This window comes from Chloroflexota bacterium, from assembly GCA_020161265.1.
Lineage (GTDB): Bacteria > Chloroflexota > Chloroflexia > Chloroflexales > Herpetosiphonaceae > Herpetosiphon.
In genome coordinates this window covers 297,714-323,150 of sequence record JAIUOC010000006.1, presented here as the reverse complement: position 1 = coordinate 323,150, position 25,437 = coordinate 297,714, and the positions used below count along the sequence as shown (strand labels likewise).

23 protein-coding genes are annotated in these 25,437 nt (G+C 49.3%); 12 read left to right on the top strand and 11 right to left on the bottom strand.

The window, feature by feature from the left end:
- Nucleotides 1-4: 4 nt before the first annotated feature.
- Nucleotides 5-1,921, bottom strand: a complete 1,917-nt coding sequence (locus tag LCH85_15590) for a S8 family peptidase (protein MCA0353415.1) — start codon at nt 1,919-1,921, stop codon at nt 5-7.
- Between the two features lie 280 nt (nt 1,922-2,201).
- Between LCH85_15590 and LCH85_15585 the strand changes: the two genes are divergently transcribed.
- The 9 genes from LCH85_15585 to hemL all read left to right on the top strand — a co-directional run bounded on the left by LCH85_15585 (nt 2,202) and on the right by hemL (nt 11,594).
- A complete protein-coding gene (locus LCH85_15585; GenBank protein ID MCA0353414.1) occupies nt 2,202-2,825 on the top strand; it encodes a helix-turn-helix domain-containing protein in 624 nt (207 codons plus the stop codon).
- Between the two features lie 93 nt (nt 2,826-2,918).
- Nucleotides 2,919-4,163: a glutamyl-tRNA reductase gene (hemA, locus tag LCH85_15580; GenBank protein ID MCA0353413.1), complete on the top strand. Its 1,245-nt coding sequence runs from the start codon at nt 2,919-2,921 to the stop codon at nt 4,161-4,163.
- 49 nt (nt 4,164-4,212) lie between these two features.
- A complete protein-coding gene (locus tag LCH85_15575; GenBank protein ID MCA0353412.1) occupies nt 4,213-4,911 on the top strand; it encodes a chlorite dismutase family protein in 699 nt (232 codons plus the stop codon).
- A gap of 98 nt (nt 4,912-5,009) precedes the next feature.
- Nucleotides 5,010-6,032, top strand: coding sequence for a uroporphyrinogen decarboxylase (gene hemE, locus LCH85_15570; protein ID MCA0353411.1), 1,023 nt, complete (start codon nt 5,010-5,012; stop codon nt 6,030-6,032).
- Between the two features lie 155 nt (nt 6,033-6,187).
- A complete protein-coding gene (gene hemH / locus LCH85_15565) occupies nt 6,188-7,105 on the top strand; it encodes a ferrochelatase (GenBank protein ID MCA0353410.1) in 918 nt (305 codons plus the stop codon).
- A gap of 141 nt (nt 7,106-7,246) precedes the next feature.
- Nucleotides 7,247-8,149 carry a hydroxymethylbilane synthase gene (hemC, locus tag LCH85_15560; protein ID MCA0353409.1) on the top strand — a complete coding sequence of 301 codons (903 nt, stop codon included), beginning with the start codon at nt 7,247-7,249 and terminating at the stop codon, nt 8,147-8,149.
- A gap of 159 nt (nt 8,150-8,308) precedes the next feature.
- A complete protein-coding gene (locus LCH85_15555; GenBank protein ID MCA0353408.1) occupies nt 8,309-9,109 on the top strand; it encodes a uroporphyrinogen-III synthase in 801 nt (266 codons plus the stop codon).
- On the top strand, nt 9,106-10,113 hold the full coding sequence (gene hemB / locus LCH85_15550) for a porphobilinogen synthase (protein ID MCA0353407.1): 1,008 nt from the start codon (nt 9,106-9,108) through the stop codon (nt 10,111-10,113). The genes LCH85_15555 and hemB overlap by 4 nt, the downstream gene beginning before the upstream one ends.
- A 191-nt stretch (nt 10,114-10,304) precedes the next feature.
- Nucleotides 10,305-11,594, top strand: a complete 1,290-nt coding sequence (gene hemL / locus LCH85_15545) for a glutamate-1-semialdehyde 2,1-aminomutase (protein MCA0353406.1) — start codon at nt 10,305-10,307, stop codon at nt 11,592-11,594.
- 46 nt (nt 11,595-11,640) lie between these two features.
- On the opposite strand, the gene LCH85_15540 is transcribed toward hemL, so the two are convergent.
- The 6 genes from LCH85_15540 to LCH85_15515 all read right to left on the bottom strand — a co-directional run bounded on the left by LCH85_15540 (nt 11,641) and on the right by LCH85_15515 (nt 16,771).
- Nucleotides 11,641-12,468 carry a hypothetical protein gene (locus LCH85_15540; GenBank protein MCA0353405.1) on the bottom strand — a complete coding sequence of 276 codons (828 nt, stop codon included), beginning with the start codon at nt 12,466-12,468 and terminating at the stop codon, nt 11,641-11,643.
- Between the two features lie 17 nt (nt 12,469-12,485).
- Nucleotides 12,486-13,445, bottom strand: a complete 960-nt coding sequence (locus tag LCH85_15535) for an endonuclease/exonuclease/phosphatase family protein (protein MCA0353404.1) — start codon at nt 13,443-13,445, stop codon at nt 12,486-12,488.
- Between the two features lie 55 nt (nt 13,446-13,500).
- Nucleotides 13,501-14,019 (bottom strand): hypothetical protein, encoded by a 519-nt coding sequence (locus tag LCH85_15530; GenBank protein MCA0353403.1) that lies wholly within the window; start codon nt 14,017-14,019, stop codon nt 13,501-13,503.
- Nucleotides 14,019-14,870, bottom strand: a complete 852-nt coding sequence (locus LCH85_15525; protein ID MCA0353402.1) for a hypothetical protein — start codon at nt 14,868-14,870, stop codon at nt 14,019-14,021. The genes LCH85_15530 and LCH85_15525 overlap by 1 nt, the downstream gene beginning before the upstream one ends.
- A 111-nt stretch (nt 14,871-14,981) precedes the next feature.
- Nucleotides 14,982-15,461, bottom strand: a complete 480-nt coding sequence (locus LCH85_15520; protein MCA0353401.1) for a hypothetical protein — start codon at nt 15,459-15,461, stop codon at nt 14,982-14,984.
- A complete protein-coding gene (locus LCH85_15515) occupies nt 15,458-16,771 on the bottom strand; it encodes a DUF3696 domain-containing protein (protein MCA0353400.1) in 1,314 nt (437 codons plus the stop codon). The genes LCH85_15520 and LCH85_15515 overlap by 4 nt, the downstream gene beginning before the upstream one ends.
- A gap of 179 nt (nt 16,772-16,950) precedes the next feature.
- Here LCH85_15515 and LCH85_15510 point away from each other — a divergent pair, with 179 nt between their 5' ends.
- On the top strand, nt 16,951-18,870 hold the full coding sequence (locus LCH85_15510) for a DUF4139 domain-containing protein (GenBank protein MCA0353399.1): 1,920 nt from the start codon (nt 16,951-16,953) through the stop codon (nt 18,868-18,870).
- Between the two features lie 101 nt (nt 18,871-18,971).
- Here the strand turns inward: LCH85_15510 and LCH85_15505 are convergent, their stop codons facing one another.
- The 3 genes from LCH85_15505 to LCH85_15495 form a co-directional block, all read right to left on the bottom strand.
- Nucleotides 18,972-19,526, bottom strand: coding sequence for a hypothetical protein (locus tag LCH85_15505; GenBank protein ID MCA0353398.1), 555 nt, complete (start codon nt 19,524-19,526; stop codon nt 18,972-18,974).
- 12 nt (nt 19,527-19,538) lie between these two features.
- A complete protein-coding gene (locus LCH85_15500; protein MCA0353397.1) occupies nt 19,539-20,045 on the bottom strand; it encodes a hypothetical protein in 507 nt (168 codons plus the stop codon).
- A 134-nt stretch (nt 20,046-20,179) separates the two neighbouring features.
- Complete coding sequence (locus tag LCH85_15495; protein ID MCA0353396.1) at nt 20,180-21,235, bottom strand: WXG100 family type VII secretion target; 1,056 nt, start codon at nt 21,233-21,235, stop codon at nt 20,180-20,182.
- A gap of 495 nt (nt 21,236-21,730) precedes the next feature.
- Here LCH85_15495 and LCH85_15490 point away from each other — a divergent pair, with 495 nt between their 5' ends.
- Together LCH85_15490 and proC are read left to right on the top strand one after the other, a co-directional pair.
- Entirely contained in the window at nt 21,731-23,431 is a 1,701-nt protein-coding gene (locus tag LCH85_15490) for a proline--tRNA ligase (GenBank protein MCA0353395.1), read from the top strand.
- A gap of 207 nt (nt 23,432-23,638) precedes the next feature.
- Entirely contained in the window at nt 23,639-24,454 is an 816-nt protein-coding gene (proC, locus tag LCH85_15485) for a pyrroline-5-carboxylate reductase (GenBank protein MCA0353394.1), read from the top strand.
- Nucleotides 24,455-24,515: 61 nt separating this feature from the next.
- Here proC and LCH85_15480 read toward each other — a convergent pair whose 3' ends face one another.
- Entirely contained in the window at nt 24,516-25,397 is an 882-nt protein-coding gene (locus LCH85_15480) for a polysaccharide lyase (GenBank protein ID MCA0353393.1), read from the bottom strand.
- Between the last annotated feature and the right edge of the window lie 40 nt (nt 25,398-25,437).

Below are 25,437 nucleotides of genomic sequence, written 5' to 3'. Positions count from 1 at the left end.
GAGATTAGCGCCAACTGCGATTGTTGGCATATTCTTTGGCCAACAAACCTAACAGCACACCTTGACCTTCGTGATACTCAAAGCGCCCGCGTTCAAACCATTGGGTCGTGACGGTTGCTCCATCGCGATTGGTTTCAGTAGTTGGCTCCGATAATGGCAAACCAAACAATTGCAAGCTGCGATCATATTTGCTCAAAGCAGGATCATTCAGCCCATTGTTTTCCCAATATTTGCGGAACTCGCCACAAATCTTATGCTGGGTTTGATCGAAATAGATACAGCCATTTTCTGGCCCAGTTTTGGGGAAGTTAGACCAATCGTCGCCGCGATCCCGCAGCACAGCATCGCCTAAGCGACCCAGCAATACGTTGTAAGGTGCAGCTTTTTCAGGGTGAAATTCAAAGCGTTGGCGTTCGAAGTATTGCACCGTAAACGAACCTTCAGGGGTTTGTTCGGTAAATTCTTCGCTAATTGGGAAACCAAAGACCGCCAAGCCACCATTACGATCCCAGTAGTTTTTGAACTCGCCACGCAAGTTATGGCCAGTTTCGGGGAAATAGACTTCGCCGACAGGTGCAGGCAACGGGGGCGCTCCCACAGGCACAAACGCCGGATTACCTGGTTGTGGTTGTGGAGTTGGTGGCTGCGGCGCTGGCGGAGCTGGTGGTTGCGGTTGTGGTTCGCCTGGAATCGTGCGCAAAACAGCATTTTGCACGGTCTTATAGGTATCCAGTCGGCCAAAACCACTATAAACATCCTTGCCAGGAGTCATAATATCAACGGCACTACCAGTAATCAACTTTTCAATTTGATCGACTGAAAGTTCAGGCCAAACACTCAACGCCAAAGCCGCCGTGGCAGCCACAAACGGACAGGCTGGCGATGTACCGCTACCAATTTCATAGCCATCACCACGATCCCAACCAGTCGTCACAATATCTACGCCTGGAGCAGCAATATCAACATAATCGCCATATGACGAGAAGTTTGCAACCCGATCATCGATTGACGTGGCTCCAACCGCAATCACATGATCAAAGGCGGCTGGATACATCCGAGGATTGCCTTCATCGCCCGAATTGCCGGATGAGGCAAACAGTGGAATATTTTTGCTATAAATGTAATTGACTGCATCTTGTTCGGCTTGCGTGCCCCGTGGGCCACCCAAACTCATACTAATGATCCGTGCACCATTATCAACAGCCCAATACATGCCTTCGACAATATCTGCCGAAGTGCCTTGACCACGACTGTTCAGCACTTTGACTGGCAAGATTTGGCAGTTCCAACAAACTCCAGCTACACCTTGACCATTATTGGTTAGGGCAGCGGCAATCCCAGCCATGGCGGTACCGTGGCCTTGATCATCTTGGCTATTGTTATTATTTTGCAAGGCATTGTAGCCAGGCAACACATGGCCAGCCAAATCGGGGTGGGTTGGTGAAACACCAGTATCAATAATGGCAATCACCAAACTGTTGCCTTGGGTCATATCCCAAGCAGCATTAGCGCCAATCTTGGGCAAGCCCCATTGTTCGGTGTAATATTCATCATTGGGATCGACCAAAATCTCACGCACAGCATTGTATTCGGCATAGCGTACTGCGGGATTTTTGAGCAATTGGGCAATTTTGGCATCGCCATTCGTGCCTGCCGGAAGTTTCAGCATTGCCACTTGACCAGCGCCATCAAGTGCTTGGGTCGAGACCAACGGCCCAATGCCTAGCCCATTTTTCAATGCCTTAGAACCTTCGAAGAATGCCCCATTCGCACTGACACGATAGCCATCATTAAACGTTACCAGAATTTCATCGGCAATAATCTGATCATCGAGGGTCGCTGCCTGCGCTGGGCGTTGAATCAAGGGCATTAATCCAAAAGCCAACAACAGTAGCAAGCCCATGCGAACGGTTCGTTGCATACGTTGCCTCACTCATTCAGTTAAATATCTGGGGAGAGGTAGCTCTCCTCTACAAGCTTGCATTATACCAGCAGCCACGCCAAATCGACAATATGCCAAATTTATGCTCGCCCCTAGTACTTTAGAGCGATACGTTATGCCATTGCAAACGTTACAACAATTGTTAGCAATTGTGATGTGTCGTTAATTGCGTGTTTTGTCAACTAGACACTCTGGCAGCTTTTAGATACAATACCAATGATAGATTTCTAGTGGTAGATTTGGTAGAATTTATAGATTCATGACAGAATTAAGCATCGACATCGACCCAGAATGGCTTTCATTGAGCGAGGCCAGCGATTTACTCGGCGCAGCACCTTCGACGGTGCGGCGTTGGGGCGACGCTGGTTTGGTACCAACCAAACGCACGCTTGGCGGCCATCGCCGTTTTCAGCGGGCAGCGGTTGAGCGCATGGTCAATCAGCAACAGCCCGATCATACGCCAGTGCCTGAATTAGGCCAAACCCGCCATTGGCATCTCGATACTCGCGAGTTGATGGGCCAAGGTTGGCACGCTCGTTTTGACACCAACCCAACCACCGAGCGCATGCGTGGCTTAGGCCAACGTTTGTTTGGCATGTTGATGCAATATGTCAATAGCAACGATCTTGATGAGCGCATCTTGGCCGAGGCCAAAGCTGTTGGGGCTACCTATGGGCGCGAAGCTCGCGAAATGGGAGTCTCGATGCACGATACAGTCGAGGCCTTTTTGTTTTTTCGGCGGGCGTTTGCCCAGTTGGCCAAGCCACAATCGGTCCGTCCAATCGATGTGGCAACCGTCGTAGAACTGCGGACACGCCTCGATTTGTTTATGGATGCAACGCTGCTCGGAACAATCGAAGGTTTTGAACAAGCAGGCTCGTAAGTGCAAAAGCAAATTCGCATCGATCATGCTTTGGGGATTCTTGTTGGTTGCGCTCGATGATGATTGCTATTTGCTTTTTACTGGGAGTTTACTGTGCAACTGGTGGTTGTGGGGGCACATCAACGCACGGCCCCAATTTCAATTCGCGAGCGAATCGCCTTTGCCGAGGCCGATTTAGCTCAAGCTCTGAGCAGCCTACGCCAGATCGCCGTTGAGGGCTTTATTCTCTCAACCTGCAATCGGGTGGAGTTGTATGCCTTGGTCGAAGAAGCCGACGGCGGGCGTTCATTGCGCCAATTTTTGGCTCAGCAGCGCTCAATCGATCTCGATGAACTCATGCCGCATGTCTATACCTATCTCGATGAGGATGCTGTGCGCCATTTGTTTCGGGTGGCTTCAGGCCTCGATTCGATGGCGCTGGGCGAAGCTCAAATTTTGAGCCAAATCAAAACAGCCTATAACGCGGCCCAACAAACCGAGTTGCTGGGCACAACCATGCATCGATTGATTCAGGCTGCCTTGACCACGGGTAAGTTGGTACGCACCGAAACGCAATTGGCCCATGCTCAATTATCAGTCGTTTCGGTTGGCCTTAGCCTTGCCCGTCAACACCTCGATCTCACTGATCGTTCAGTGGTGATTATCGGAGCTGGCCGCACTGGCGAGTTGGCGCTCAAACATTATTTGGAATATACCAGTAACATCACTGTGCTAAGCCGCACATTTGAACGAGCAGCGCGTTTGGCGGAGCATCATAAGGTTGCAGCCAAGCCAATCAGCGAACTTTCGGCAGTGTTGCAGGCCAGCGATGTGGTGATTAGCTGTACGTCATCGCCTGAATTGATGCTGGATTTCGAACAAGCGCAAGCCTTGCAAGCGCAACGCCAACGCCAATGGGTACTGCTCGATTTGGCCGTGCCCCGCGATATTGATCGCCATGTTGGGGCATTACCCGAGGTTTGGCTCTACGATGTCGATGATATGCAGGCAATCTGCGAACGCAATCGGGCTAGCAAAGCTGCCGAAGTTGCCGGAGCCGAGGCGATTGTCGAACGCGAGCTGATCAAATGGCAGGAATGGTGGCTAACTCAGGCTGTTTTGCCAACGATTCGCGCCTTGCGTGCGCACGCCGAGGCAATTCGTTTAGCCGAGCTTGAACGCACGCTCGCCCGTTTGGATCTTTCTGAGCAGCAGCAGCAAGCAGTTTCCGCCCTGACCAGCGCGATTATCAATAAATTATTACATCAACCAATGCGGGCGATTAAAGATACTGCGGCCAGCCCACAGTTGGCCCACGCCGCCCAGCAATTATTCCGCCTCGATTTTGAGGCAATCTAATTCAGTGTTGATGGGCAATCCATCACTGTTATAAAGGAATTAAGCTTCCATGGAAGACGTTAAATTGCCAAATTCCACCGAAGGCCAATTGTTTGTTCAATACACCACTTTCAAGGCTGCCCCCGAATGGCGACGCTTGCCCGCCGCAGCCCGCGAAGATTTGCGCGAACAATTCGCCCAAGTGGTCGAAGAGGCCTATCCTTCAATTGTGACCTATGCCTATAGCACAATTGGCTTTAAGCTCAACTCCGATTTGTTGCTGTGGCGCAAGGGTACGTCGCCAATCGCCATGCAAGAAATGACCAGCCGCTTGCTGCAAACTGGCATCGGCGCTTATTTTGAGCAAACCAACCTCTATTTTGGCTTTACTCGGCCTTCCAACTACACCAAACGCCCCACGACCCAAGAACAAGCGATCGACCTCGAAGATCGCGAACCCTATTTGATCGTTTATCCCTTTACCAAAACCAAAGAATGGTATTTGATGAGCCGCGATGCCCGCCAAGGCATGATGAATGAACACATTCGCGTCGGCCACGAGTATGCCGATGTACGCCAAGTGTTGCTCTACACCACTGGCATCGATGATCATGAATTTATTGTGGCCTATGAAACCGATAGCTTGCCACGCTTTGAAGAATTGGTAATTGCGCTGCGCTCAACCGAAGCTCGCCGCTACACCCTCAACGATACGCCAATCATCACTGGGGTCAATCGGCCAATTCGCGAAGCCCTAGCCATGATTTAGGCGGCAAACCGAGCCAGAATAGTTGTACCAACCGCAATTCTGGCTCGGTTGCCTGATCGAACGGATTCAGCAAACCATACAAGGACATATCAATTATTATGCAAGATCGATTTTTGCGAGCCTGTCGGCGCGAAGCTGTGGATGCCACCCCAGTTTGGTTTATGCGTCAGGCTGGCCGTGCGCTGCCCGAATACCGTGCCATCCGTGAGCAATATGGCTTTATGGATATTTGCTATCAGCCCGAATTGTGTGCTGAAGTAACCTTGCAGCCAGTGCGCCGTTTGGGCGTTGATGCAGCAATTATGTTTGCCGATATTATGACCCCGCTGATTGCGACTGGGGTGGGCGTTGATTTGGTTGAAAGCATCGGCCCTGTGGTTGCCAACCCGATTCGCACGATGGCCGATGTTAGCCGCATTCGACCAATTGAGCCAGAAGTTGATGTGCCTTACATCAGCAAATCGATTCATTTGCTCAAAGCTGAGTTGGGCCAAACGCCCTTAATCGGCTTTGCTGGCGCACCATTTACCTTGGCAGCCTACTTAGTCGAAGGCAAAGGCTCGAAGAATTTTCTGAATACCAAAGCGCTCATGTATGGCAGCCCCAACGTGTGGAACACCCTGATGGAGCGCTTAGCTGACCTGACGATCAGTTATTTGCGGGTGAAAATTGCGGCTGGGGTTGATGCGCTGCAACTGTTTGATAGCTGGGTTGGCTGTTTAAGCCCCCACGATTATGCAACCTTTGTGCAACCTTATACCGCCCGCATTTTGAAAACCCTGCGTGAAGAAACCAATATTCCATTAATTCACTTTGGCACCAACACCACCAACCTTTTGCCCTTGATGCGCAACGATGGTGGCTCAGTGCTGGGAGCCGATTGGCGAATTCCAATCGACGAGGCTTGGGAACTAATTGGTGATGACAAAGCGATCCAAGGCAATCTTGATCCGGCGGTTTTGCTGGGGCCATGGGAATATGTGCGCGAACAAGCCGCCGATATTTTGCGCCGCGTCAATCGCCGCCCTGGCCATATTTTCAATCTTGGTCATGGCATTCACCCGCAAACTCCAGTTGCTAATCTCGAACGATTGGTAGCGTTTATTCACGAAAGAGCATAGAACATAGAGCATAGAGCATAGGATTGAGGACTGGAAATTGGAGAACATAGAACATAGAGCATAGAACATAAAATAATTCTTCGCGCTCTTCGTGTTCTTCGCGGTTTCAAGCCTTGGTGTTCCTTCGTGGATCATTAACAGATAAGAGGTAATCCATGTCAGCCAAAACAGCAGTCTTGCTGATGGCCTATGGCACACCCAATCGCATCGATGAAGTTGAACAATACTACATCAATGTGCGTGGTGGCCGTATGCCAACGCCTGAGCAGGTCGAAAATCTCTCAGCTCGCTATCGAGCAGTTGGTGGGCATACCCCACTGACCACATTAACCAAATCGGTGACCGATCAATTGCAAGCCCAACTTGATGCCGAATTTCCAGGCCAATATCAGGTTTATTTTGGCATGAAATATTGGCATCCATTAATTCCTGATGTGGTCAAGCAAATTCATGCTGATGGTATTAACAAGATAATTGGGCTTGCGCTCGCGCCGCATTATTCCAAAATCAGCATCGGCGGCTATCAAAAACAAGTCGATCGCGCTAACGAAGAATTTAACACCAACATCGAATTAACCATGATCAATAGCTGGCAAGAGCAGCCAAAGTTTCGCAATTTAATTGCGAGCCGGATCAGCGAGGCCTTAGCTCAATTTCCTGCCGATGTGCGCGATCAAGTGACGGTGTTGTTTAGCGCTCATAGTTTGCCGCAACGGGTTTTGGCATGGGGCGATCCCTATCCTGATGAGTTGTTGGGTAGCGCCAAAGGCATTGCCGAAATGCTCGAATTGCCAGATTGGCGCTTTACCTATCAAAGCCAAGGCGAAACTGGCGAACCATGGCTTGGGCCTGATGTGCTCGATACCTTGGCCGAATTGGCGGCTGAAGGCAAAAAATATGTGCTGCAAGTGCCATTTGGCTTTGTTTGCGACCACCTCGAAATTCTTTACGATATTGATATCGAGGGCAAGCACAAAGCCAACGAATTAGGCTTACAACTTGAGCGCATTCGGCTGCTCAACGATGATCCAGCCTTCGTCGATTTGCTCAAAACCGTTGTAACTGGCCAATAAGTCTACGTTCCCTCACCCCCTCTTCTGCCCGCGAGGCGAGGGGGAACTGTGCTCGAAGTAATTCCCTCGCCCGCCGCAGTGGGCGAGGGGTTGGGGTGAGGGGAGTATTGATTCGTCGATTACCTAGCAAGAATGATCAGCATGAACACATTAACCATTGGAACGCGCAAAAGCCAATTGGCCTTGGTGCAAACCCACGCCATGCGCGATGCCCTATTGGCGACGCATCCTCAATTAACGATTGAACTTGAACATATCACCACCAAGGGCGATGCAATTTTGGATCGACCGTTGGCGGCGATTGGCGATAAGGGTCTGTTCGTCAGCGAAATTGAGGATGCCATGCGCAGTGGCAAGGTCGATCTGGCGGTGCATAGCGCCAAAGATTTGCCTTCAATTTTAGCGCCCGACATGACCATCGCGGCCTATCCCGAACGGGCTGACCCACGCGATGTCTTGGTTGGAGCCGAAGGGCGCAGGCTAGCCGATTTGGCGCATGGAGCCAAGGTTGGCACGAGTAGCCCGCGGCGTGCCGCCCAACTGCGCCATTTGCGGCCCGATCTGACGATTATTGATATTCGCGGCAATGTTGATACGCGATTGCGTAAACTTGACGAGGGCCAATATGATGCAATTGTGTTGGCGGCAGCAGGCTTGCAACGCTTAGGATTATTGAACCGCGTGACCCAATTTTTCGAGCCAGCCGAAATGACTCCAGCAGTTTCGCAGGGCATTTTGGGCATCGAAGCCCGCGCGGGCGATCAACGAGTTGCCGAATTGCTCAAGGTGCTCGATCACGCTGAATCACGGGCGACTGCTGAAGCCGAAAAAGCCTTTTTGGCCACAATTGGCGGCGGTTGCCAAGTGGCGGTTGGCGCATTTGCCACCTATCAGGCAGGCCAATTGCACTTAATCGGTATGATTGGAGCACTTGATGGACGCTTAGTGCGCGGTGCATTAACTGGCAGTGCGAGTGCGGCGCAAGCGCTTGGGGCAAGCCTAGCCCAACAATTATTAGCTCAGGGTGGGCGAGAACTGCTCTAACTCGGTTGCGATTTAGAGCAGTTTTGGCATAGCCGATCGTGCTTGAATTAACAGCGGGCAGGCCATAATCTTGTATACTACCAAGGCCGACGATTAATGAATTGCATATTGACTACTCGCCTATAGCTGCGTGCTAGCAACAGATTGTGGATTGCAACAATGACGATGCACACACCCTTAACGGGCAAGCGAATTGTGTTGACCCGCGCCCGTGAGCAGATGACCGAGTTCGCCCAACTCTTGGCAGACCATGGAGCCGAAACGCTCTATTGTTCGGCAATTCAAACCTTACCGCCTGACGATTGGCAAGCTTTTGACCGCGCCCTGAGCCAAATCGAAGGCTTCGATTGGATTATCGCCACCAGCACCAACGCCGTGCGGGCATTCTTCGAGCGTTATGGGGTTTTGGGCTTACCCTGCAACGCCTTAAATCAACTAAAAATCGCCGCGATTGGCAAGGCTACCGCTAAATTATTAACTGATTTTGGCCATGCGCCCGATTTTGTGCCGCATGCCTATATTGCCGAGCAATTTCTCGTCGAATTTCAAGATATTGCTGGCCAACGCATTTTTCTGCCGCAAGCTGATATTGCACGCCCACTGTTGCGCGAAGCATTAATCGAACGTGGCGCAGACGTAACGGCGGTGGTGGCTTATCGCACCGTGCCCGATCCACAGGTGGTTGCATTGGCTGAGTTGCTACGTCAGCAACGGGTTGATGTGGTGACATTTACCTCAAGCTCAACCGTGCGCTACACCATCGAAGCCTTGCATGCAGCGGGCATGCGCAATTCACAAGAATTTTTAAATCAGACAATTATTGCAACAATTGGCCCTATCACCAGCCAAACCGCGTTTGATGTGGGCTTGCATGTTGATATAGAGGCGGCGGAACATTCAACCCAAGGCTTAGTTGAAGCCCTGCTTGAATGGGCCAAAACCGAGAAGGAACTGGCATGAGTATGCTCGAAGGCGTGCCAACGCCCAATCGTCGCTTGCGGCGCGGACGGCGCAACGCCACATTACGGCGCATGGTACGCGAAACTCAATTAACTGTTGATAATTTAATTGCCCCATTATTTATTGTTGAAGGCCAGAATATTCGCAAGCCAATTAGTTCGATGCCTGGTCAATTTCAGCTGTCGCTCGATCAGCTTGGCACTGAGATTGATGAACTGGTTGCGGCGCAAATTCCAGCGGTGCTGCTCTTTGGCATTCCATTGCACAAAGATGCCCAAGGTAGCTCAGCTTGGGATGCGAATGGCCCTGTGCCTAGCGCAATTCGGGCAATTAAGCAGCAAGCACCACATTTGGTGGTAATTGCCGATGTTTGTATGTGCGAATATACCGACCACGGCCATTGTGGCATTTTAACCAGCGGTGAGCCAGAAACGATCACTGTTGATAACGACCCAACCTTAGAACTTTTAGCCCGTGCTTCGGTAGCTTATGCCGAGGCTGGCGCTGATGTGGTTGCGCCCAGTGCCATGATGGATGGCCAAATTGCCGCAATTCGCTATGGCCTTGATCAAGCAGGCTATCACGATACCATCATTCTGTCGTATGCAGCCAAATTTGCCTCAGCTTTCTACGGCCCCTTCCGCGAAGCTGCCGAATCAACGCCCCAATTTGGCGACCGCCGCTCGTACCAAATGGATGCGGCCAACGCCCGGGAAGCGATTGCCGAAACCGCGCTCGATGTTGCCGAAGGAGCAGATTGGCTGATGGTCAAGCCAGCTGGAGCTTATTTGGATATTATTCGGGCAGTTTACGAAGAATTTGATCTGCCACTGGCGGCCTATCAAGTTAGCGGCGAATACGCCATGATCAAAGCTGCTGCTGCCAACGGCTGGATCGATGAGCAACGGGTAGCGCTCGAAAGCTTGCTGGCAATTCGCCGAGCAGGTGCAAGTATGATCATCACCTACTATGCCAAAGCGGCGGCGCAGTGGTTGAAAGCCTAGGGACGAAGAACATAGAACATAGGGCTGGGGATCGGCTGTTGGGGATTGGGGATTGGATTTAGTGCAGAGCATAGAGCATAGAACATAGAGCATAGAACATACAGGGTTTCTTCGCGCTCTTCGTGTTCTTCGTGGTTTTAAATCCCCAGCCCCCGATCCCCGATCCTCAAGACATATGGAGACATAAAAACGTGATCAACGATGCTTCTAGCGCGGCGTTTGAACGCGCCCAAGCACTTTTACCAGGCGGAGTGAATAGCCCGGTGCGGGCTTTTCGGGGCGTTGGCGGCGTGCCACGCTTTATCGATCATGGTGCAGGAGCCTATCTCTACGACATTGATGGCAACCAGTATATCGATTATGTCTTGTCGTGGGGGCCGTTAATTCTAGGCCACGCCTATCCAGCAGTAGTCGAGGCAATTTGTGCTCAAGCCCAACGTGGCACAAGCTTTGGCGCACCAACTGAGCTTGAAAGCGAATTGGCCGAGTTGGTGATCGCCGCCGTGCCAAGTGTCGAGATGGTGCGCTTTGTTTCGTCGGGCACTGAAGCCACGATGAGCGCAATTCGGTTGGCGCGGGCTTACACTCAACGCGAGAAAATTATCAAATTTGAGGGTTGCTATCACGGCCATGCTGATCCATTTTTGGTGCAAGCTGGCTCAGGTGTGGCAACCTTGGGCTTGCCCGATAGCCCAGGCGTGTTAAAAAGCGCTACCAGCAACACCCTGACCGCACCATTTAACGATCTTGAAGCGGTCGAAGCCTTGTTCAAAGCCAATGCTGGGCAAGTTGCCGCCTTAGTGATCGAGCCTGTGGCAGGCAATATGGGCTTTGTGCTGCCGCGCGAAGGCTATCTTGCAGGTCTGCGCCAACTTTGCGATCAACACGGGGCGCTATTGATTTTCGACGAAGTGATGACGGGCTTTCGCGTGGCCTATGGCGGCGCACAAGCCTACTTCAATGTGATGCCCGATTTGACCTGTTTGGGCAAAGTAGTAGGCGGCGGTTTGCCAGCAGCGGCCTATGGTGGGCAACGCGAGATTATGCAGATGGTCGCGCCAGCAGGCACAATGTATCAAGCTGGCACGCTTTCGGGCAACCCACTGGCGATGGTCGCAGGCATTGTAACCTTGCGTGAAATTGCCAAGCCCGAAGTTTTCGAGCGCTTAACTGGCGTAACTTCGACGCTGTGCCAAGGCTTTTGGAAGGCCGCCTTCAAAAATGGCATTCCCTTCCAAGCGCATAAAGCTGGTAGTATGTGGGGCTTCTTCTTTGCTGGCGATGAAGTTTACGATTTCACATCGGCCAAGCGGGCAGATACCACCATGTTTGGCAAATTCTTCCATGCGATGCTTGAGCAAGGCGTGTATCTCGCGCCATCACAATTTGAGGCCGCCTTTGTCTCAACTGCCCATACCGATGAACTCGTCGCTCAAACGATCAATGCAGCCCAAGCGGCTTTTGCCAGTATTCGCAGCTAAAACAAATCCAGCGCCAGTTTGATGATTAAACTGGCGCTGCTTTGATTCAACGGGTCAAATACCAAGCAAATCCTGCAATCATCATCACCAAAGCTACTGAAACCAGTGCAAATGGCAAACGATAGGGCTGTGATGATGCCACAGTTGGCACAAACATCTGCTCGTGCTGCTCACGCTGATTATGCTCAATCGCCTGTAAGTTTTGCGGAAATTGGGCCATTAATAAAAAAGCCCAACGAAAAGAAGTTAGTCCAACTGGTGCAATCCAGAATAATTGATTTATATAGATATGTGGATTATCACGTTCAAGCTGCTGGATAAACAAACTAGAAATAATTATTACCCCAATAAATACAACATAGGCCCACATCGAGGCTTTTTGATTTAATGGTGGTGAAAATGAACTTAATTTGGATATCATTTTTGGATTATGTCGATAATAAATCGATTGTAAATAGGGTATATTGCGATTAAATGCTATCTGGTTCTCTTCAGCTTTTTGAATCATATAGGCAACAATTGACCGAAAATCTTTCGGGTTTAACATCGAAGCCGATACTGCGAATATTTGGGTTTTACTCACTGCGCGAATCTGATACATCCCATTATTATGGGTCATATCTTCAACTGCGATAATCTCACCCCAGTTAATTTTTTTACCATCCACAATCGAATCAACTTGCATATAATCATCAGCAGCGATAAATTTCCACTTATAAGCTAACCACGTAAAGCCAACTGGAATTACAGCGAGCAACAGACAAACTATTGCTGCAAAAATTGTACTTTCAATAGCAGCTATAACCGTAACAACGAGTAAAAGAATGGTAAACGGAATTCCATATTTTCCAACAGGCGACTTATAAACCGTCATACGTCTTACCCCTCAAACTATTCAGCTGATCGCTGCAAATCGGCGACCACAAAGCCATGATCCGACAAATTAGCCGTGCCAGTCCAAGCCCGCAAGGGCTGCCAATGGGCGTTAGGCATAATATAATCTAGGCGCACCGCTTTGGGAATAGCATCATTGCTCGGAAAGGTATAGCCCAAACCCCAGCCCCGTTGTTGGTAGGCATCGCCAAGCTGCTGACGTAAACGCACATAATTGGGCTGGCGTTCAGTCGTATTCAAATCGCCTGCCAAAATTAAAGGCTGGCTTTGGTCGGCAATCAATTTCAGCAAATGATCGAAGGTTGGGTCTTGCTGGGTTTTGGTGTAAATGCCCTTGAAACTGGCCAGCGGAATATGCGGGTGGGTGTTGATCAGGCGGGTTGGGCCGTTTGGGGTGGTAATTTCCAAATACTGGCAGCCACAACTATCAACGCCACGCGCAACCGGAGCCAACTCGCGCAGCGGCCAGCGGCTAAGCGTCGCCAAACCACCAGCGCCCGAATGGGGATCAAGCACGGCATAAGGGTACAAATCCTCCAAGGCTTCGGGGAGTTGCGGGTCGAGCTGAAAATTATATTCCTGCAACACCACGATATCAGGCTGTTGCTGGCGAATTGTCGCGGCCAAGCCATCAATATCTTGGGTATTATAAAACACATTCCAAGTCATAATCCGCAAATCGTGCGGAGTCGAATTGGTTGATTGGGGTAGCCAGCGCCCGCCATACAAGCCCAAAACCACCAGCAAATTCAAGCCTAGCACGCCCAACAAATAATTGCGACGCAGACCGACCGCCACCAGGGCAATCGGCAATAAACTGGCATAAACCCAGGCATCGAATACCAGCAGCAGCATGCCTTGCGGCGTAGTGGCCAGCGCAGTCCAGCGTAAAAGCGACCACAAACTGCATGGCACAACGCCCAGCCACGCCAAATAGATCAAGCCACGGTTAATCATCGTAGCATCTCCCTTGCTCTACAAGCTTGAAGTTCATTGATCGTCAAATGATCCATTAATCATCACGACCAACCAAAAATTCATCATGCTGCAAACTAAATTCATTTTTTCTAACGTATTCAAACAATTGTTTGCGCATTTTGATCTTATATTGGCGGCAATATCGATATAATTCTTGTTCAATCGCGACGCAATCTGCTTGGTTAAATATGCTAGCAGAGATTCCATCCTCGCTGATTTTACCATTATTATAAATGAACTTAAATTTCATATAATCAGCAGCCTTGGGTATAAGTTTTTGAGGATAGTAATATGACTCAACCGTCACCAAGCGCATACATTTCCAATCTATTCTCATTCGCTTCAAATATACTTGAAATTCAATATATTCAGCATTAATATTCAAATATCCTTGTTTTTGAATGTAAAATAAATAAAAAGCTAGTGCAGCAGTTAATCCTACAACGATAGCCAAAGCAAATTCATTATTAATTAGCAAGATGCTAGCGATACTTATCAAAAGTATCATAATAACCAGTGGAAAATAGATAGTTTTTCTGTGTTTATAGGTCATTAGAAACCTACAATCCCATAATATATCGAAATCAACACAACGATTAATCCATATAAGCCCAATAAGCGAGCAAATAGGGCTTTATCAAGCAATTTGGGCACATACAAGGCCGATTCTTGTGGATTAATCAACATGTCTGGTTGCTTAATCACATTTGGCAACAGTGCTAAGCCTAATTTGAGCACTTGATAGATTACAAATGCTGCCAGTGCAACAAAAAATTCTTGTTCGGTTACGGCTGCATAGATCATTGCAATTGCCAATAAAAACCAACAAAACCGACGCAAAATTTCAAGTGAATTAATTAGTGGTGGTCGATGCAGTCGCATCAGCTTTTGCCAAATGCTCAATCGCTCTGGATAGATCACAGGATAATCGAGGGTATCGATAGTTTTGTTAGGAATTGCATAGTGTTGAATATAATGCACTAGCTTGGTTTTAAGTAGTGTGCGATCATGCTCAGTAAAGCGCGTATGCACAATGATTGAGCGTTGGGCATCAGAAAAACGCACTGCAAAGGTTGCCCAGAGGTAGCTCAAATCGCGATCCATAAAACGTGGTTCTGCTGGCTCAGCCACAAATTCAATCGCATGCAGCGTATTCCAAGCAAAACTATAATCGCCAGCGTAATTTTTCACCCGAATGCCGTGATCGCTGAGATAGACATGCTGCCACGCTAATAAGCCAAAACGCACCAATAGCCAGAGCCACCACACACTAAAGCAGGCTGCTGACCAAAAGGTATAGTTGCTTAAAAAGCCCAACCCAAACATCAAACCAAGCAACCAAGTTAGGCCGACTAAAACAATTAAATTCCGCGAAATGCGCAAGTGAATAATTGGCGTATCCATTGAAGTCCTCGCTTCTCACAATATTGATTAAGTGTACCAGCGGTTAATACGAACCTTTGAGGAGCTAGGATACAAACCTTAAAATGGTGTTCATCAGCATATTTGCCCAATTTACGCACATAATTGAATCACTTGTACTTGATATTCATCGCGCAGAATCTGCTCAATCTCAGCCCAATCACTATCAGTTGCATTAACAATTGGTGGATGTTCAGGATGGGTTAAGGCAACTGCTACAAATTTGCGATCTTTAAGATCAAATTTGGTCAAGCGTAGATCAGTATTGGGGAATTCAATAAAACTTAGTTTTGCATCAATCTCTATCACATTGATATTTACATGTTCACAACGGCCATTCCATTCATTAATTAAAAGCCATTTCAAAAATTTATCACCCAATCCAGGTTGACCACTATCACTCACATCTTGACGGTATTCGCCCATAATAAAGTAGCCATCATCTATAATGACGATACCCTGTTCTTTAACTATTTCCAGAAAATCGATACAAACTTCCATACAATCAAGGCCTTTGTGGTCAGCAGCACCATTAGCAGTCACTAAAACATTTGTATCAATGATGTATTTCATCGCCCAGCCTCGGCCTTTTTACGGCGAATTGTCTCCCGCGAAAGTGCCGCTAAATCAGCCATTTCATCACCAAAGAAATCTTTGGGCCAGTTGCGAATATTGCCATATTTATCAACATCAAGCGGTACGGCATGCGAAGTACCAGTATCATCCATATCGCAAAAATAGAGCGCGGTGTCGGTATTGCTCAACTTTTCTTCGGCAATTCGACGTTGCAAGCGGTGCAGCAGATGTTCGCTATGGCTTTCGAGCACAATTTGCACGCCACGTTTAATCGTTTCAATCAAAATATCGGCCAAGTTTGATTGCACCACTGGGTGCAGGTGAATTTCGGGCTGCTCTAAAATAATCGTTGAGCCATGTTTGGCCGAGGCACACAACACCAGCACAGGCAAAATTTGGGCAACTCCAAAACCAACATCAGTCAGTAATACCTCGGCTGCATTGGATTTGATTTTCACCCGAACTTCATGTAAATCAACATTAGGGGCAATTTGCTGTAAACGAAAATCAGCAATTAAGCCTAAGTCCTTCAACCAGCTTGCTACTTGTTTAGCTAAGCGTGTCTCTGAATCACGCTTTTGATCGGCTAATAAGACTAAAACTGCATGCTCACCCCGATTGCCCAAACTGCGAATTTCACCAGTCCACTGATAAAAGCGCTTGGGATCTTCACGAATTGGCCCGAGGTATTGCACATCGCGAAACTGTTCTTCAAAGATTTGAATAAAGTATAGTAATTCTGGCATATTTATTTTGCCTGCTAAAAGGCTAGTTGGATTCCAGAAATCATGGGGAAGAGTATAGAATTTACTCGCAAAATAAGGGTTCCCCTTTTCAATTACGATATTGGTTTCTGAATCAGTATAAGTATAGGTTTCTTCAAATTCTACAACTTTATAATTCCGATAAACTGATTTATCTTTTTTTAAAAATGTATAAATATTCCTAGTAATTGATGGACTTTCATTTTTATAACGCATAGCTGATTCTAGATTGATCTCAAAGATCTCTGTAAAATGTATTTGCTGGGTATGTATATTCATAGAAATATCAAAATCTAATTTTTGGTCTAAGTTTTTTTGATAAATTACATCCTCAAAACTGCCAAGCTCAACATAGCCGCCATTCAGATTGAGCACTAATTGCTGATCATTTGACTCAACCGTTTGCTTGAGCATCAAGAGAAAGCGCAAAATCGCGGTTTTACCAGAGCTATTGCTGCCAAAAAAGCCAGTTAATGGGGCAAAACGCAATTCGCCTGTATCATTCCACGATTTAAAATGTTGAAAACGCAAATTTGTAATCATCTGCTGAATCTCCCTGGCTAGCCAATGGGTTGATTGTACTTGCAAGCTTGGGGCTTGGCAACGCTGCTGGTTAGGTCGTTGCCAAATCGTGTACAATAGCGCTAGCTACACACCCAAAATTCCGCCCACCCAACAAACAGCCCCAAAATTTCAGCCGATTCAGCCGAGGAGTAACGATAATGACTGAACTTCCACTGCGACGATTGATTTTGTACAAACATGGCGTTGGCTATTTCGAGCGGCGCGGTCAGTTCGAGGGCACGAAACTGGCCTTGGCCTTCAGTCGCGAAGCCATGGACGATGTGCTGAAAAGTTTGGTGGTGTTGGAAAAAGGCGAGGGTCATGTTAAGGGCATCGATTATGAACGACCTGAATCATGGAGCAGCCGACGGATTGAGCTTGGCGCTGGCCGCCCATTGCGTGATCTCTTAACCGAGTTGCGTGGGCGACGAATTCGCCTAGCCTTGCGTGATGAAGCCGCTGCCGAAGGCTTGATCGTCGGGATCGATGAGCCACCGCCAGAAGAGCCAATTTCGCAATCGCTGGTGACCATTTATCGCAGCGATGTGCGCCAAATCACCTTGCATCGTTTAAATGATATTCGCGGCGTGCAATTGCTTGATGCGGCTGCCGACGAAGTGCTGTGGTCATTACGCGCCAACAGCGATAAACAAGATTCGCGCACGGCCACGATTCAGCTCGATGAGGGCAAGCACGATCTTTTGGTGGCCTACCTTGCGCCAGCCCCCAGTTGGCGGGTTTCGTATCGGATTATTGTCGATAATATCGAAACCGAATTGCCCGATGTGCTGCTGCAAGGCTGGGGTTTATTCGATAATGTGCTTGATGAAGATTTAGAAGATGTGCGGATTTCGCTGGTTGCAGGCCGCCCAGTTTCGTTCCGCTACCCGCTCTACGAGCCGCAACAACCGGAACGCCCGTTGATTGAAGATACAATTCGGCCTGCTGCGCCACCAGCCTATACTTTGGCGGCTCCGGCTCCTGCTGGCGCACCACGACCAAAAATGATGCGAGCCATGGCCATGCGTGAAGAAGCATTCGGCGGCGCTGACCTTGATGCTCTAAGTCTTGGTATCGATGAAATGGCATCAATTGCGCCGGTTGCCGAAGGTGCTGCCCAAGGAGCATTATTCCGCTACGATGTGCGCGAACCAGTCAGCGTTGGCCGTGGTCGTTCGGCATTAGTGCCATTGCTCAATTTACGCACCGCCTGTCGGCGCGAGTTGGTCTATCGCGGCGCGGCGGGCGAGACCCATCCCATGGTCACGGTACGCTTTGAAAATAGCAGCGGCCTAACCTTAGAACGCGGCCCAATCACAATTATGGAAAGTCGCTCATATGGCGGCGAAGCGGTCTTGAATTGGACAGCCGAAGGGGCAATGGTCACAATTCGCTATGCCCAAGCCTTAGAAGTTTCAGTTAAAGAAAATCAAAACTCGGCGCATCAAACTCGGCGTATCCGGCTTGGTCGCGATGTATTAATTCACGAAGTTGAAGAATCGCTAACTACGATTTACACTGCAACAAATACTGCTGGCGAAGCCCGCGTGATCAAAATTGAGCATCCCTTGCGCCACCCCTACGAGCTATTTGATACGGTGCAACCAGCCGAAGCCAATAGCCAATTGGCCAGTTGGTTATTGCCAATTCCAGCGCGGGGCGAAGCGGCCTTGCGGGTGCGCGAACGACGCTTGGTCGAACGCCGCGAACACATTCGCTCGATCAATTTCGAGCAATTGCGCCGCTATTTGATGGATCGCATGCTTGATCAAAATACCGTCAGCGAGTTGCGCGAAGTGCTCACACTGTATGCACGAATTGACAGTATCATCCAACGCTATAACGAAATCGAGGCCTTACGCCAGAAGATCTACAATCAACAAACGCAAATTCGCGGCAACCTCGATGTACTCAAAAACGAAGGCGGCGAGGGCGAACTCCGCACCCGCTATATCACCACCTTGGCCGAAACCGAGGATCAACTCAATGCCCTGCGTGAGGAAGAAGTGACGTTGCGCAGCGAAGAAGCCGCTTGCCACACCAAACTCGAAGAACATCTCAGCCGCTTCCCTGGCTAATTATTCCCTCTCTCCCTTGTCCACACGCGAGCGAGGGGGCAACCGTAACTCCCCTCGCCCGCTCAGTAGGCGAGGGGTTGGGGTGAGGGCATGAACTTCCCTTACTCAACCAACTTGCCAAGTTGGCGCAAATGTTGCTTGACGGCTTCGGTGAGTGTTGGATCGGGGTTAGGAAAACTATGGGGAGCATCACTACGAATCGTTCCACTATTTGCGCGTAACTGATAAACCGAAATCGCTTGCTGATTGCTATACGATTCGATTGTATCAAGCAATAAGGGATAATCGGCGGCCATTGCGGTTGAGTTTGAACGCACGCGACCCATGACAATGCGTTGTTGATTAAAGACCAGCACAAAAAAGCCCTCAATATCCATCTCAGCAGGGCGATTGTTGGCAAGTACGCCTTGGGGATTACGAATCCGCAGTTGTTGCTGAGGCCAATGATAGTCAACGAGATCAGTTTGATCGAGAACAATAGAAGCTTCAGCTAAATCAATTGTCTGGAGTGCTGTCGTTGGATTTTGATTTGGTCCTTCAAATTGACTGATTGCTGTCCGTTCGAACATATAAATCGCAAACTGATTGGCTGCGGGTGGAGTTTGATCGGTTTGGATGCAGCCAATCAGCAATAAGAGCAACCACCAATAGCGCATGGTCAGAATCCCTTACTCAACCAACTTGCCAATTGCACGCAAATGCTCTTTAACGGCTTCGGTGATGGCCGGATCAGCTGCTAAAAACTGCGATTGTGGCGGGTACATAACTGCCGATTTTGGATGAAATGAATAGACCAACTTGCCTTGTAATTCTGGATTCTCCATCAGAATATAGTCATTTGATAAGGCCATCGCTGGGTAGTCAAATCGCCGAGGACTGATTGCGGCTACGACCTTGCCACCAAACAAGCGTTGTCCGTTATAGATTACGACAAATGAACCTGCACCATTCCACATATAACCTGGCGCATCACGATCAGTTTGCCCCCATGGATTGGTAAAGGTGATGGTTTGGGTTTGCCAATGATAACTGAGCAATAGATCTTCGGTTACGGTAAACGCACTTTGTGCTAAAGGCACAGCTTGTAAAATCGGCCATGCCGTTTCGGCGGTTGATCCAAGTCCCGGCACGGCGGTTTGGTCGAAGATATACACAAAAAAACCTGTATCATTCATAGGAGTTACCTCGCTAGAAGGGAGTATTGAGTTATTCGATGGTCTTGATTGATTGCTACAACTAATCATCATTACAAGAAGAATTAGAATAACAATATTTTTAATTATATTTTTCATCATAAGCCTTATTATCATTATGGCTGGCAATATCCAGCATCAACACATTGTTGCTTATAATCTTCAAGTACATCTTGTGCATATCCATCAATTTGTGATCGTTGAGCCTGATCATAGAAATAATTTGGACCATACGTTGTATGATCGGTAATTTCTGTAATAGCATCAGGATCATTCATAATCGTTTTCCATTGTTCAATAGTTAGAGGTCGGTTTGATAACGAAGGGTCTATAACCATTGGGACATTTATATCACCTTGACGTACATTAATAATGGGCGCAACATGCCAACCCCAATTAACTGTGCCATCAGCAGTTGATGATGTATCAGTAGTACCACCTATCGTAACTTGATCATAAATAAAGCTAGTTTGCGCTTCTAGATTGCCATAGATAAATACTTTATCGACATCATTAATATTAATTCCATAGCGTTCAGCAATTCGATAAGCCATAAAATGGGCACGAGCATAACACCCATCATCAGGAAATTGAAAAGGGATATCAGGTTCATTCGCCATATCATCAAAAATCAAGGTGGCATCGGCATAACTGACCGAGCCGTCGGCATTGACTTGCACGCCATCGGCACGATCGTTCTGCCATGTTTCGACCGCTTGGAGAATAAAATCAATTAATTTTTGGAAGAATGGCGGCAGCAGCGGTTTGTCGCTCGGTGGCGTTGGGGTTGGGGTAGATTTCGATCGTATCTCGCCATCAACGAATTGGGCAAACATCGCACCATTACCACCTACGGCCATCGCGCCAACATCGCCGCGAAACAGTGCGGCGGCTTCAGCCTCGGCATCGGCCATGATTTTCCGAATGGCCTTGGTGGTTTCAACACTGCCTTGCAACGAATGCAACAAGCGCTGAAAAGCTGGCTTGACTACATGGTCAAATTCTTGAAAACAGGCGTTGGCGGCGCTGCCTTGCCATTGGCCGGCTTGTAACGCGGCCATGGTTTGGCAGAGGCTGGCTTGAATGGTTTGGCTCTGGTCATGCAGTTTTTGGAAACGTTGGATGATCGTATCGACAACGGCATAGTCGATCTGCACAATCGGTGCGGACATAGCGTCAGACCTCACAACGAGGAGGGGAACTCTGGCAAGCATGCAGGAAATTGGAGAGGATCGCCCTCAGTTCTACTCAATCAGCTTGAGTATAATGCCAGAAACCGCAATTGCAAGCTTAAATTTTTAACTAAATCGGTCAATTGACAGGTTTGCATAAGCTATGATAGAGTTGCAGCCACAAAGTTGATAGCAAACGTTGATGGGGATTAGTAGCGCAGCAAGAGCCAACCAGCGATTCGAGGATGGTGTAAGCTCGAAATGGACTAGGCTGCCCGAACCCACCCCAGAGTTACCGCCGAACCAAGTGTGTACCCCACACCCAAACAAGGTTGGTCGGGTTTGTCGCCGAGATCACGACACGTCAATTCACTGGTTGACGACCAAGGGGAGGCTCATCTGAGCTTCAACTAGGGTGGTACCGCGGTTTTTTAGCCGTCCCTAGATGCAACAGCATCTGGGGACGGTTTTTTATTGGCTGCAAGGAGGTTGGTTATGCGGATGAGTAGTGGTTTCGGGCGCACCTTGCGCGAGGCTCCAAGCGAGGCAGAATTAGCTGCGCATCAATTAATTTTACGCGCTGGCTTGGCACGGCAATTATTAGCTGGTGGGATGGCGCTGTTGCCACTCGGCATGCGGGTGTTTCGTCGAATCGAAGCAATTATGCATGCTGAATTGGCTGCCATTGGTGCTGGTGAATTTCGCACGCCAGTTGTGCATGCTGCCAGTTTGTGGGAGCAAACCGGACGTTATGACCAATATGGCGAGGCCATGCTGCGTTTCAACAATCGCAATCAACAGGCGTTGTTATTTGCGCCAACCCACGAAGAGGCGGTTGCCGACCTCGCCCGTCGCGAAGTTGATTCGTATCGCCAATTGCCAAGCCTGCTCTACCAAATTCATACCAAATATCGCGATGAATTGCGGGTTCGTGGTGGTTTATTGCGGCTGCGCGAATTTACCATGCTTGATGCCTATTCGCTCGATGCTGATTGGGCAGGCTTGGATGGGGTGTATGATCGGGTTGCCCTCGCTTTTGAAACAATTTTTGCGCGGTGTGGCGTGCGTTTTACTGCTGTCGAGGCCGACGGCGGCGAGATGGGCGGACGCGAACCACGCGAATATATGGCTTTTTCGAGTAGTGGCGAAGACACCTTAGCGGTTTGTGCAAGCTGCAATTACGCCGCCAATAGCGAAGTTGCAGTGCGTGGCCAAGCGGTTGCTAATATTGATGCCGTGCCAGCCATGAGCGAAATTGCCACTCCAGCCTGCACCACGATCGCCGAACTTGCCGCGTTTTTACAAGTGAGCGCAGCCCAAACTGCCAAAGCCGTCTTTTTTAACTCAGCCGAAAAGGGCTTGCTTTTTGTGGTGGTGCGCGGTGATCGTGAAGTCAACGAAATTAAATTGCGGGCTGCGGCAGGTGTTTCGGCACTTGAGCCAGCCACGCTTGAGCAAATTAGCGCGGTTGGGGCGGTTGCTGGCTATGCTTCACCAGTTGGCCTGAGCAATGTCACAGTAATCGCCGATCATTCGGTGGTTGGCGTTGGCGGCTTGGTCGCAGGAGCCAATCGCACTGGCTACCACCTACAAAACGTCGTTTATGGCCGTGATTGGCAGGCAACCGTGGTTGCCGATATTGCCAACGTCGAGGAAGGCGATGCTTGCCCAGTCTGTGGTGCAGCCTTGAGCTTGGAACGGGGCATCGAAATTGGCCATATCTTTAAATTAGGCACCCGCTACACTGAAGCGCTCGGCGCAACCTACCTTGATCCACAAGGCCAAGCCCAGCCAATCGTCATGGGTTCATATGGCATTGGCCTCGAACGCTTGTTGCAAGTTATTATCGAGCAACATCACGACGAAAAAGGCATTGTTTGGCCTGCATCGGTCGCGCCATTCGATCTGCATTTGGTACAACTTGGCACCAGCGCCACGGTCAGCGAGGCCGCCAATCAACTTTATCAACAATTGAGCGATGCTGGCCTCAGCGTGCTCTACGACGATCGCAATGAATCGGCGGGAGTCAAATTTAACGATGCTGATTTATTGGGCATACCATTGCGGCTTACGGTTGGCGAACGTGGCCTCAAGCAAAATGTTGTCGAGCTACGCCAACGGGCAACTGGGGTGGTCGAGACAATCGCGCTTGATCAAGTGGTGAAGAGTATTAAGAACATAGAGCACAGAGCATAGAACATAGGAACGAGGGGTCGGGATTCAGGGGCTAGGGGTCAGGGGTTAGGATTCAAGGGCTAGAGGTCAGAAGCTTAAAACAAGCTGCATTAACTCCTCTGATCCTTCGTCCCTCGCCCTTCGTGGATCAACATTAACATTTCCGCAGCGTTGCGGCTAGGCAATGGAGCCTGTGAACCTTCAGCCAATCATGGAGAACACCAGACCATGTTAACCAATCTCAATGTTGCAGTTATTGGCACAGGCACCATGGGCGAGGCCGTCATCGGTGGCCTGCTCCAAGCCGAATTAGTGCAACCAACCCAAGTTTTGGCCGCCACCCCACGCCCTGAGCGTCGCCGCGAGCTATCACAACGCTGGGGCATCGCCACTACTGGCGATAATCGCGAGGCCGCAACCTGGGGCAATGTGGTCATTTTGGGCATCAAGCCTCAGATGACTGAGCAAGTGCTGCCCCAACTCAACGGCGCATTTCAAACCGATGATCTGATTGTTTCAGTGTTGGCTGGGGTTAAGATGCGCCAAATTGCCGAAGCCACCGGACATAGCGCAATCGCCCGTTCGATGCCCAACACTCCAGCCCAAATTGCTGAAGGAATTACGGTTTGGACAGCCAGCAAGGGGCTTGATCAAGCGCGACGTGGTTGGGCCAAAATCGTGCTCAGCGCGATTGGCGAGGAAGTTGAGGTTGAGGACGAGAAATTTATGGATATGGCCACAGCGCTCTCGGGCACAGGTCCAGCCTATGTTTTTATGGTAATGGAAGCCTTGATCGATGCTGGCGTGCATATGGGTTTTCCTCGTCGGATCGCAGCGCAACTGGTCGAACAAACCGTGATTGGGGCAGTGCGCTACTCGGCCCAATCGGGCAAGCATGTCGCCGAATTACGCAATATGGTCACTTCGCCAGGCGGAACCACCGCCGCAGCGCTTTACGAACTCGAAAAAGGTCGTTTGCGGACGGTTTTAGCCGATGGAGTTTGGGCGGCGTATCGTCGCGCTCGTGAGCTTGGTGGCGAATAATTGCTGATGCAAATCAACCCCCGATCTGAGCCGATCGATCGGGGGTTGATTTGATTAAGGGTTAACGTCGCGCCAACGGCAAATAGAGATTGACAATTGGTTGGGTTGGAAAGGCCGCGTCAACCACTTCATCAAAGCTGGTTGCCCGACTAAATCCATCAAGCCAAAGCACGTTGGTTACCCGAGTTTGCTTCGAGCGATAAAAGCCATGCTTCCAATAGTGGTCGCCAACGCTACCTTCGCTTGATTTGTATTGCAGAGTTGGCAGATTATCAAGGCTGAGTACATGGCGAAAGTCGAGTTCTTGCTCATCACGTCGCCACACATCAAACGTGCCAGTAAAATCTTCGGCAAAATCAATCCGAAAAACAAAATCAGTCCAGCGCCCTAAATTCAGGGTTGCATCCCATAAAGCAAAGCGCTGGTTGCGCAACGATTCAGTGGTTGAATCGAGATCGCCGCTATAAAATACGACCGAATAGCCATCAAGGGCTTGAAACGAAAAGGCTGGTGGAAATATCAGGGTATCTGGGCCATGCAGTTGCGCCAAAATCCCCCAACGCCCAGCCCCAGCTTCAATTTCGGGGGCTTGCCAATCGTGAGCCAAACGCACACTAAACGCAATATATTGCACGCCACTTTGAGTATTTTCTTGAATTGCGCGGCCATCCAAACCCTTCAAGATCGAGACCTCAGCCCGCTCGCCCGACGAACCTAAGGGATCATCGCCAGGCCGAACTTCCACGCGCACCGCATACTGACCCTTGCGCACTGGTTGCTGCACCCGTTGAAAACGATCATCGGCCATAATTTGGGTATGATTCCACATCCCATTGCCCGTAATTCCCTGCTCCCAACCATTGGAATACGAAACCACCTGCGGCGTAGCTGCCGCAACCCCTACCAACCCCAACAAGGCGATACAAGCCAAAATAACCCGCACAACAGCATTCCTCGCACTACATAAATTGCACTTAGTAATT

What these genes read in the sequence shown, in the direction of transcription:
- LCH85_15555 (MCA0353408.1), top strand. Translation starts at nt 8,309, where the DNA reads ATGACGATGCACACACCCTTAACGGGCAAGCGAATTGTGTTGACCCGC.
- LCH85_15535 (MCA0353404.1), bottom strand. Translation starts at nt 13,445, where the DNA reads ATGATTAACCGTGGCTTGATCTATTTGGCGTGGCTGGGCGTTGTGCCA.
- LCH85_15530 (MCA0353403.1), bottom strand. Translation starts at nt 14,019, where the DNA reads ATGACCTATAAACACAGAAAAACTATCTATTTTCCACTGGTTATTATG.
- LCH85_15495 (MCA0353396.1), bottom strand. Translation starts at nt 21,235, where the DNA reads ATGTCCGCACCGATTGTGCAGATCGACTATGCCGTTGTCGATACGATC.
- LCH85_15490 (MCA0353395.1), top strand. Translation starts at nt 21,731, where the DNA reads ATGCGGATGAGTAGTGGTTTCGGGCGCACCTTGCGCGAGGCTCCAAGC.
- LCH85_15500 (MCA0353397.1), bottom strand. Translation starts at nt 20,045, where the DNA reads ATGAATGATACAGGTTTTTTTGTGTATATCTTCGACCAAACCGCCGTG.
- LCH85_15585 (MCA0353414.1), top strand. Translation starts at nt 2,202, where the DNA reads ATGACAGAATTAAGCATCGACATCGACCCAGAATGGCTTTCATTGAGC.
- LCH85_15525 (MCA0353402.1), bottom strand. Translation starts at nt 14,870, where the DNA reads ATGGATACGCCAATTATTCACTTGCGCATTTCGCGGAATTTAATTGTT.
- hemC (MCA0353409.1), top strand. Translation starts at nt 7,247, where the DNA reads ATGAACACATTAACCATTGGAACGCGCAAAAGCCAATTGGCCTTGGTG.
- hemB (MCA0353407.1), top strand. Translation starts at nt 9,106, where the DNA reads ATGAGTATGCTCGAAGGCGTGCCAACGCCCAATCGTCGCTTGCGGCGC.
- LCH85_15575 (MCA0353412.1), top strand. Translation starts at nt 4,213, where the DNA reads ATGGAAGACGTTAAATTGCCAAATTCCACCGAAGGCCAATTGTTTGTT.
- LCH85_15515 (MCA0353400.1), bottom strand. Translation starts at nt 16,771, where the DNA reads ATGATTACAAATTTGCGTTTTCAACATTTTAAATCGTGGAATGATACA.
- hemH (MCA0353410.1), top strand. Translation starts at nt 6,188, where the DNA reads ATGTCAGCCAAAACAGCAGTCTTGCTGATGGCCTATGGCACACCCAAT.
- LCH85_15505 (MCA0353398.1), bottom strand. Translation starts at nt 19,526, where the DNA reads ATGCGCTATTGGTGGTTGCTCTTATTGCTGATTGGCTGCATCCAAACC.
- LCH85_15520 (MCA0353401.1), bottom strand. Translation starts at nt 15,461, where the DNA reads ATGAAATACATCATTGATACAAATGTTTTAGTGACTGCTAATGGTGCT.
- hemE (MCA0353411.1), top strand. Translation starts at nt 5,010, where the DNA reads ATGCAAGATCGATTTTTGCGAGCCTGTCGGCGCGAAGCTGTGGATGCC.
- LCH85_15540 (MCA0353405.1), bottom strand. Translation starts at nt 12,468, where the DNA reads ATGACGGTTTATAAGTCGCCTGTTGGAAAATATGGAATTCCGTTTACC.
- LCH85_15510 (MCA0353399.1), top strand. Translation starts at nt 16,951, where the DNA reads ATGACTGAACTTCCACTGCGACGATTGATTTTGTACAAACATGGCGTT.
- proC (MCA0353394.1), top strand. Translation starts at nt 23,639, where the DNA reads ATGTTAACCAATCTCAATGTTGCAGTTATTGGCACAGGCACCATGGGC.
- LCH85_15590 (MCA0353415.1), bottom strand. Translation starts at nt 1,921, where the DNA reads ATGCAACGAACCGTTCGCATGGGCTTGCTACTGTTGTTGGCTTTTGGA.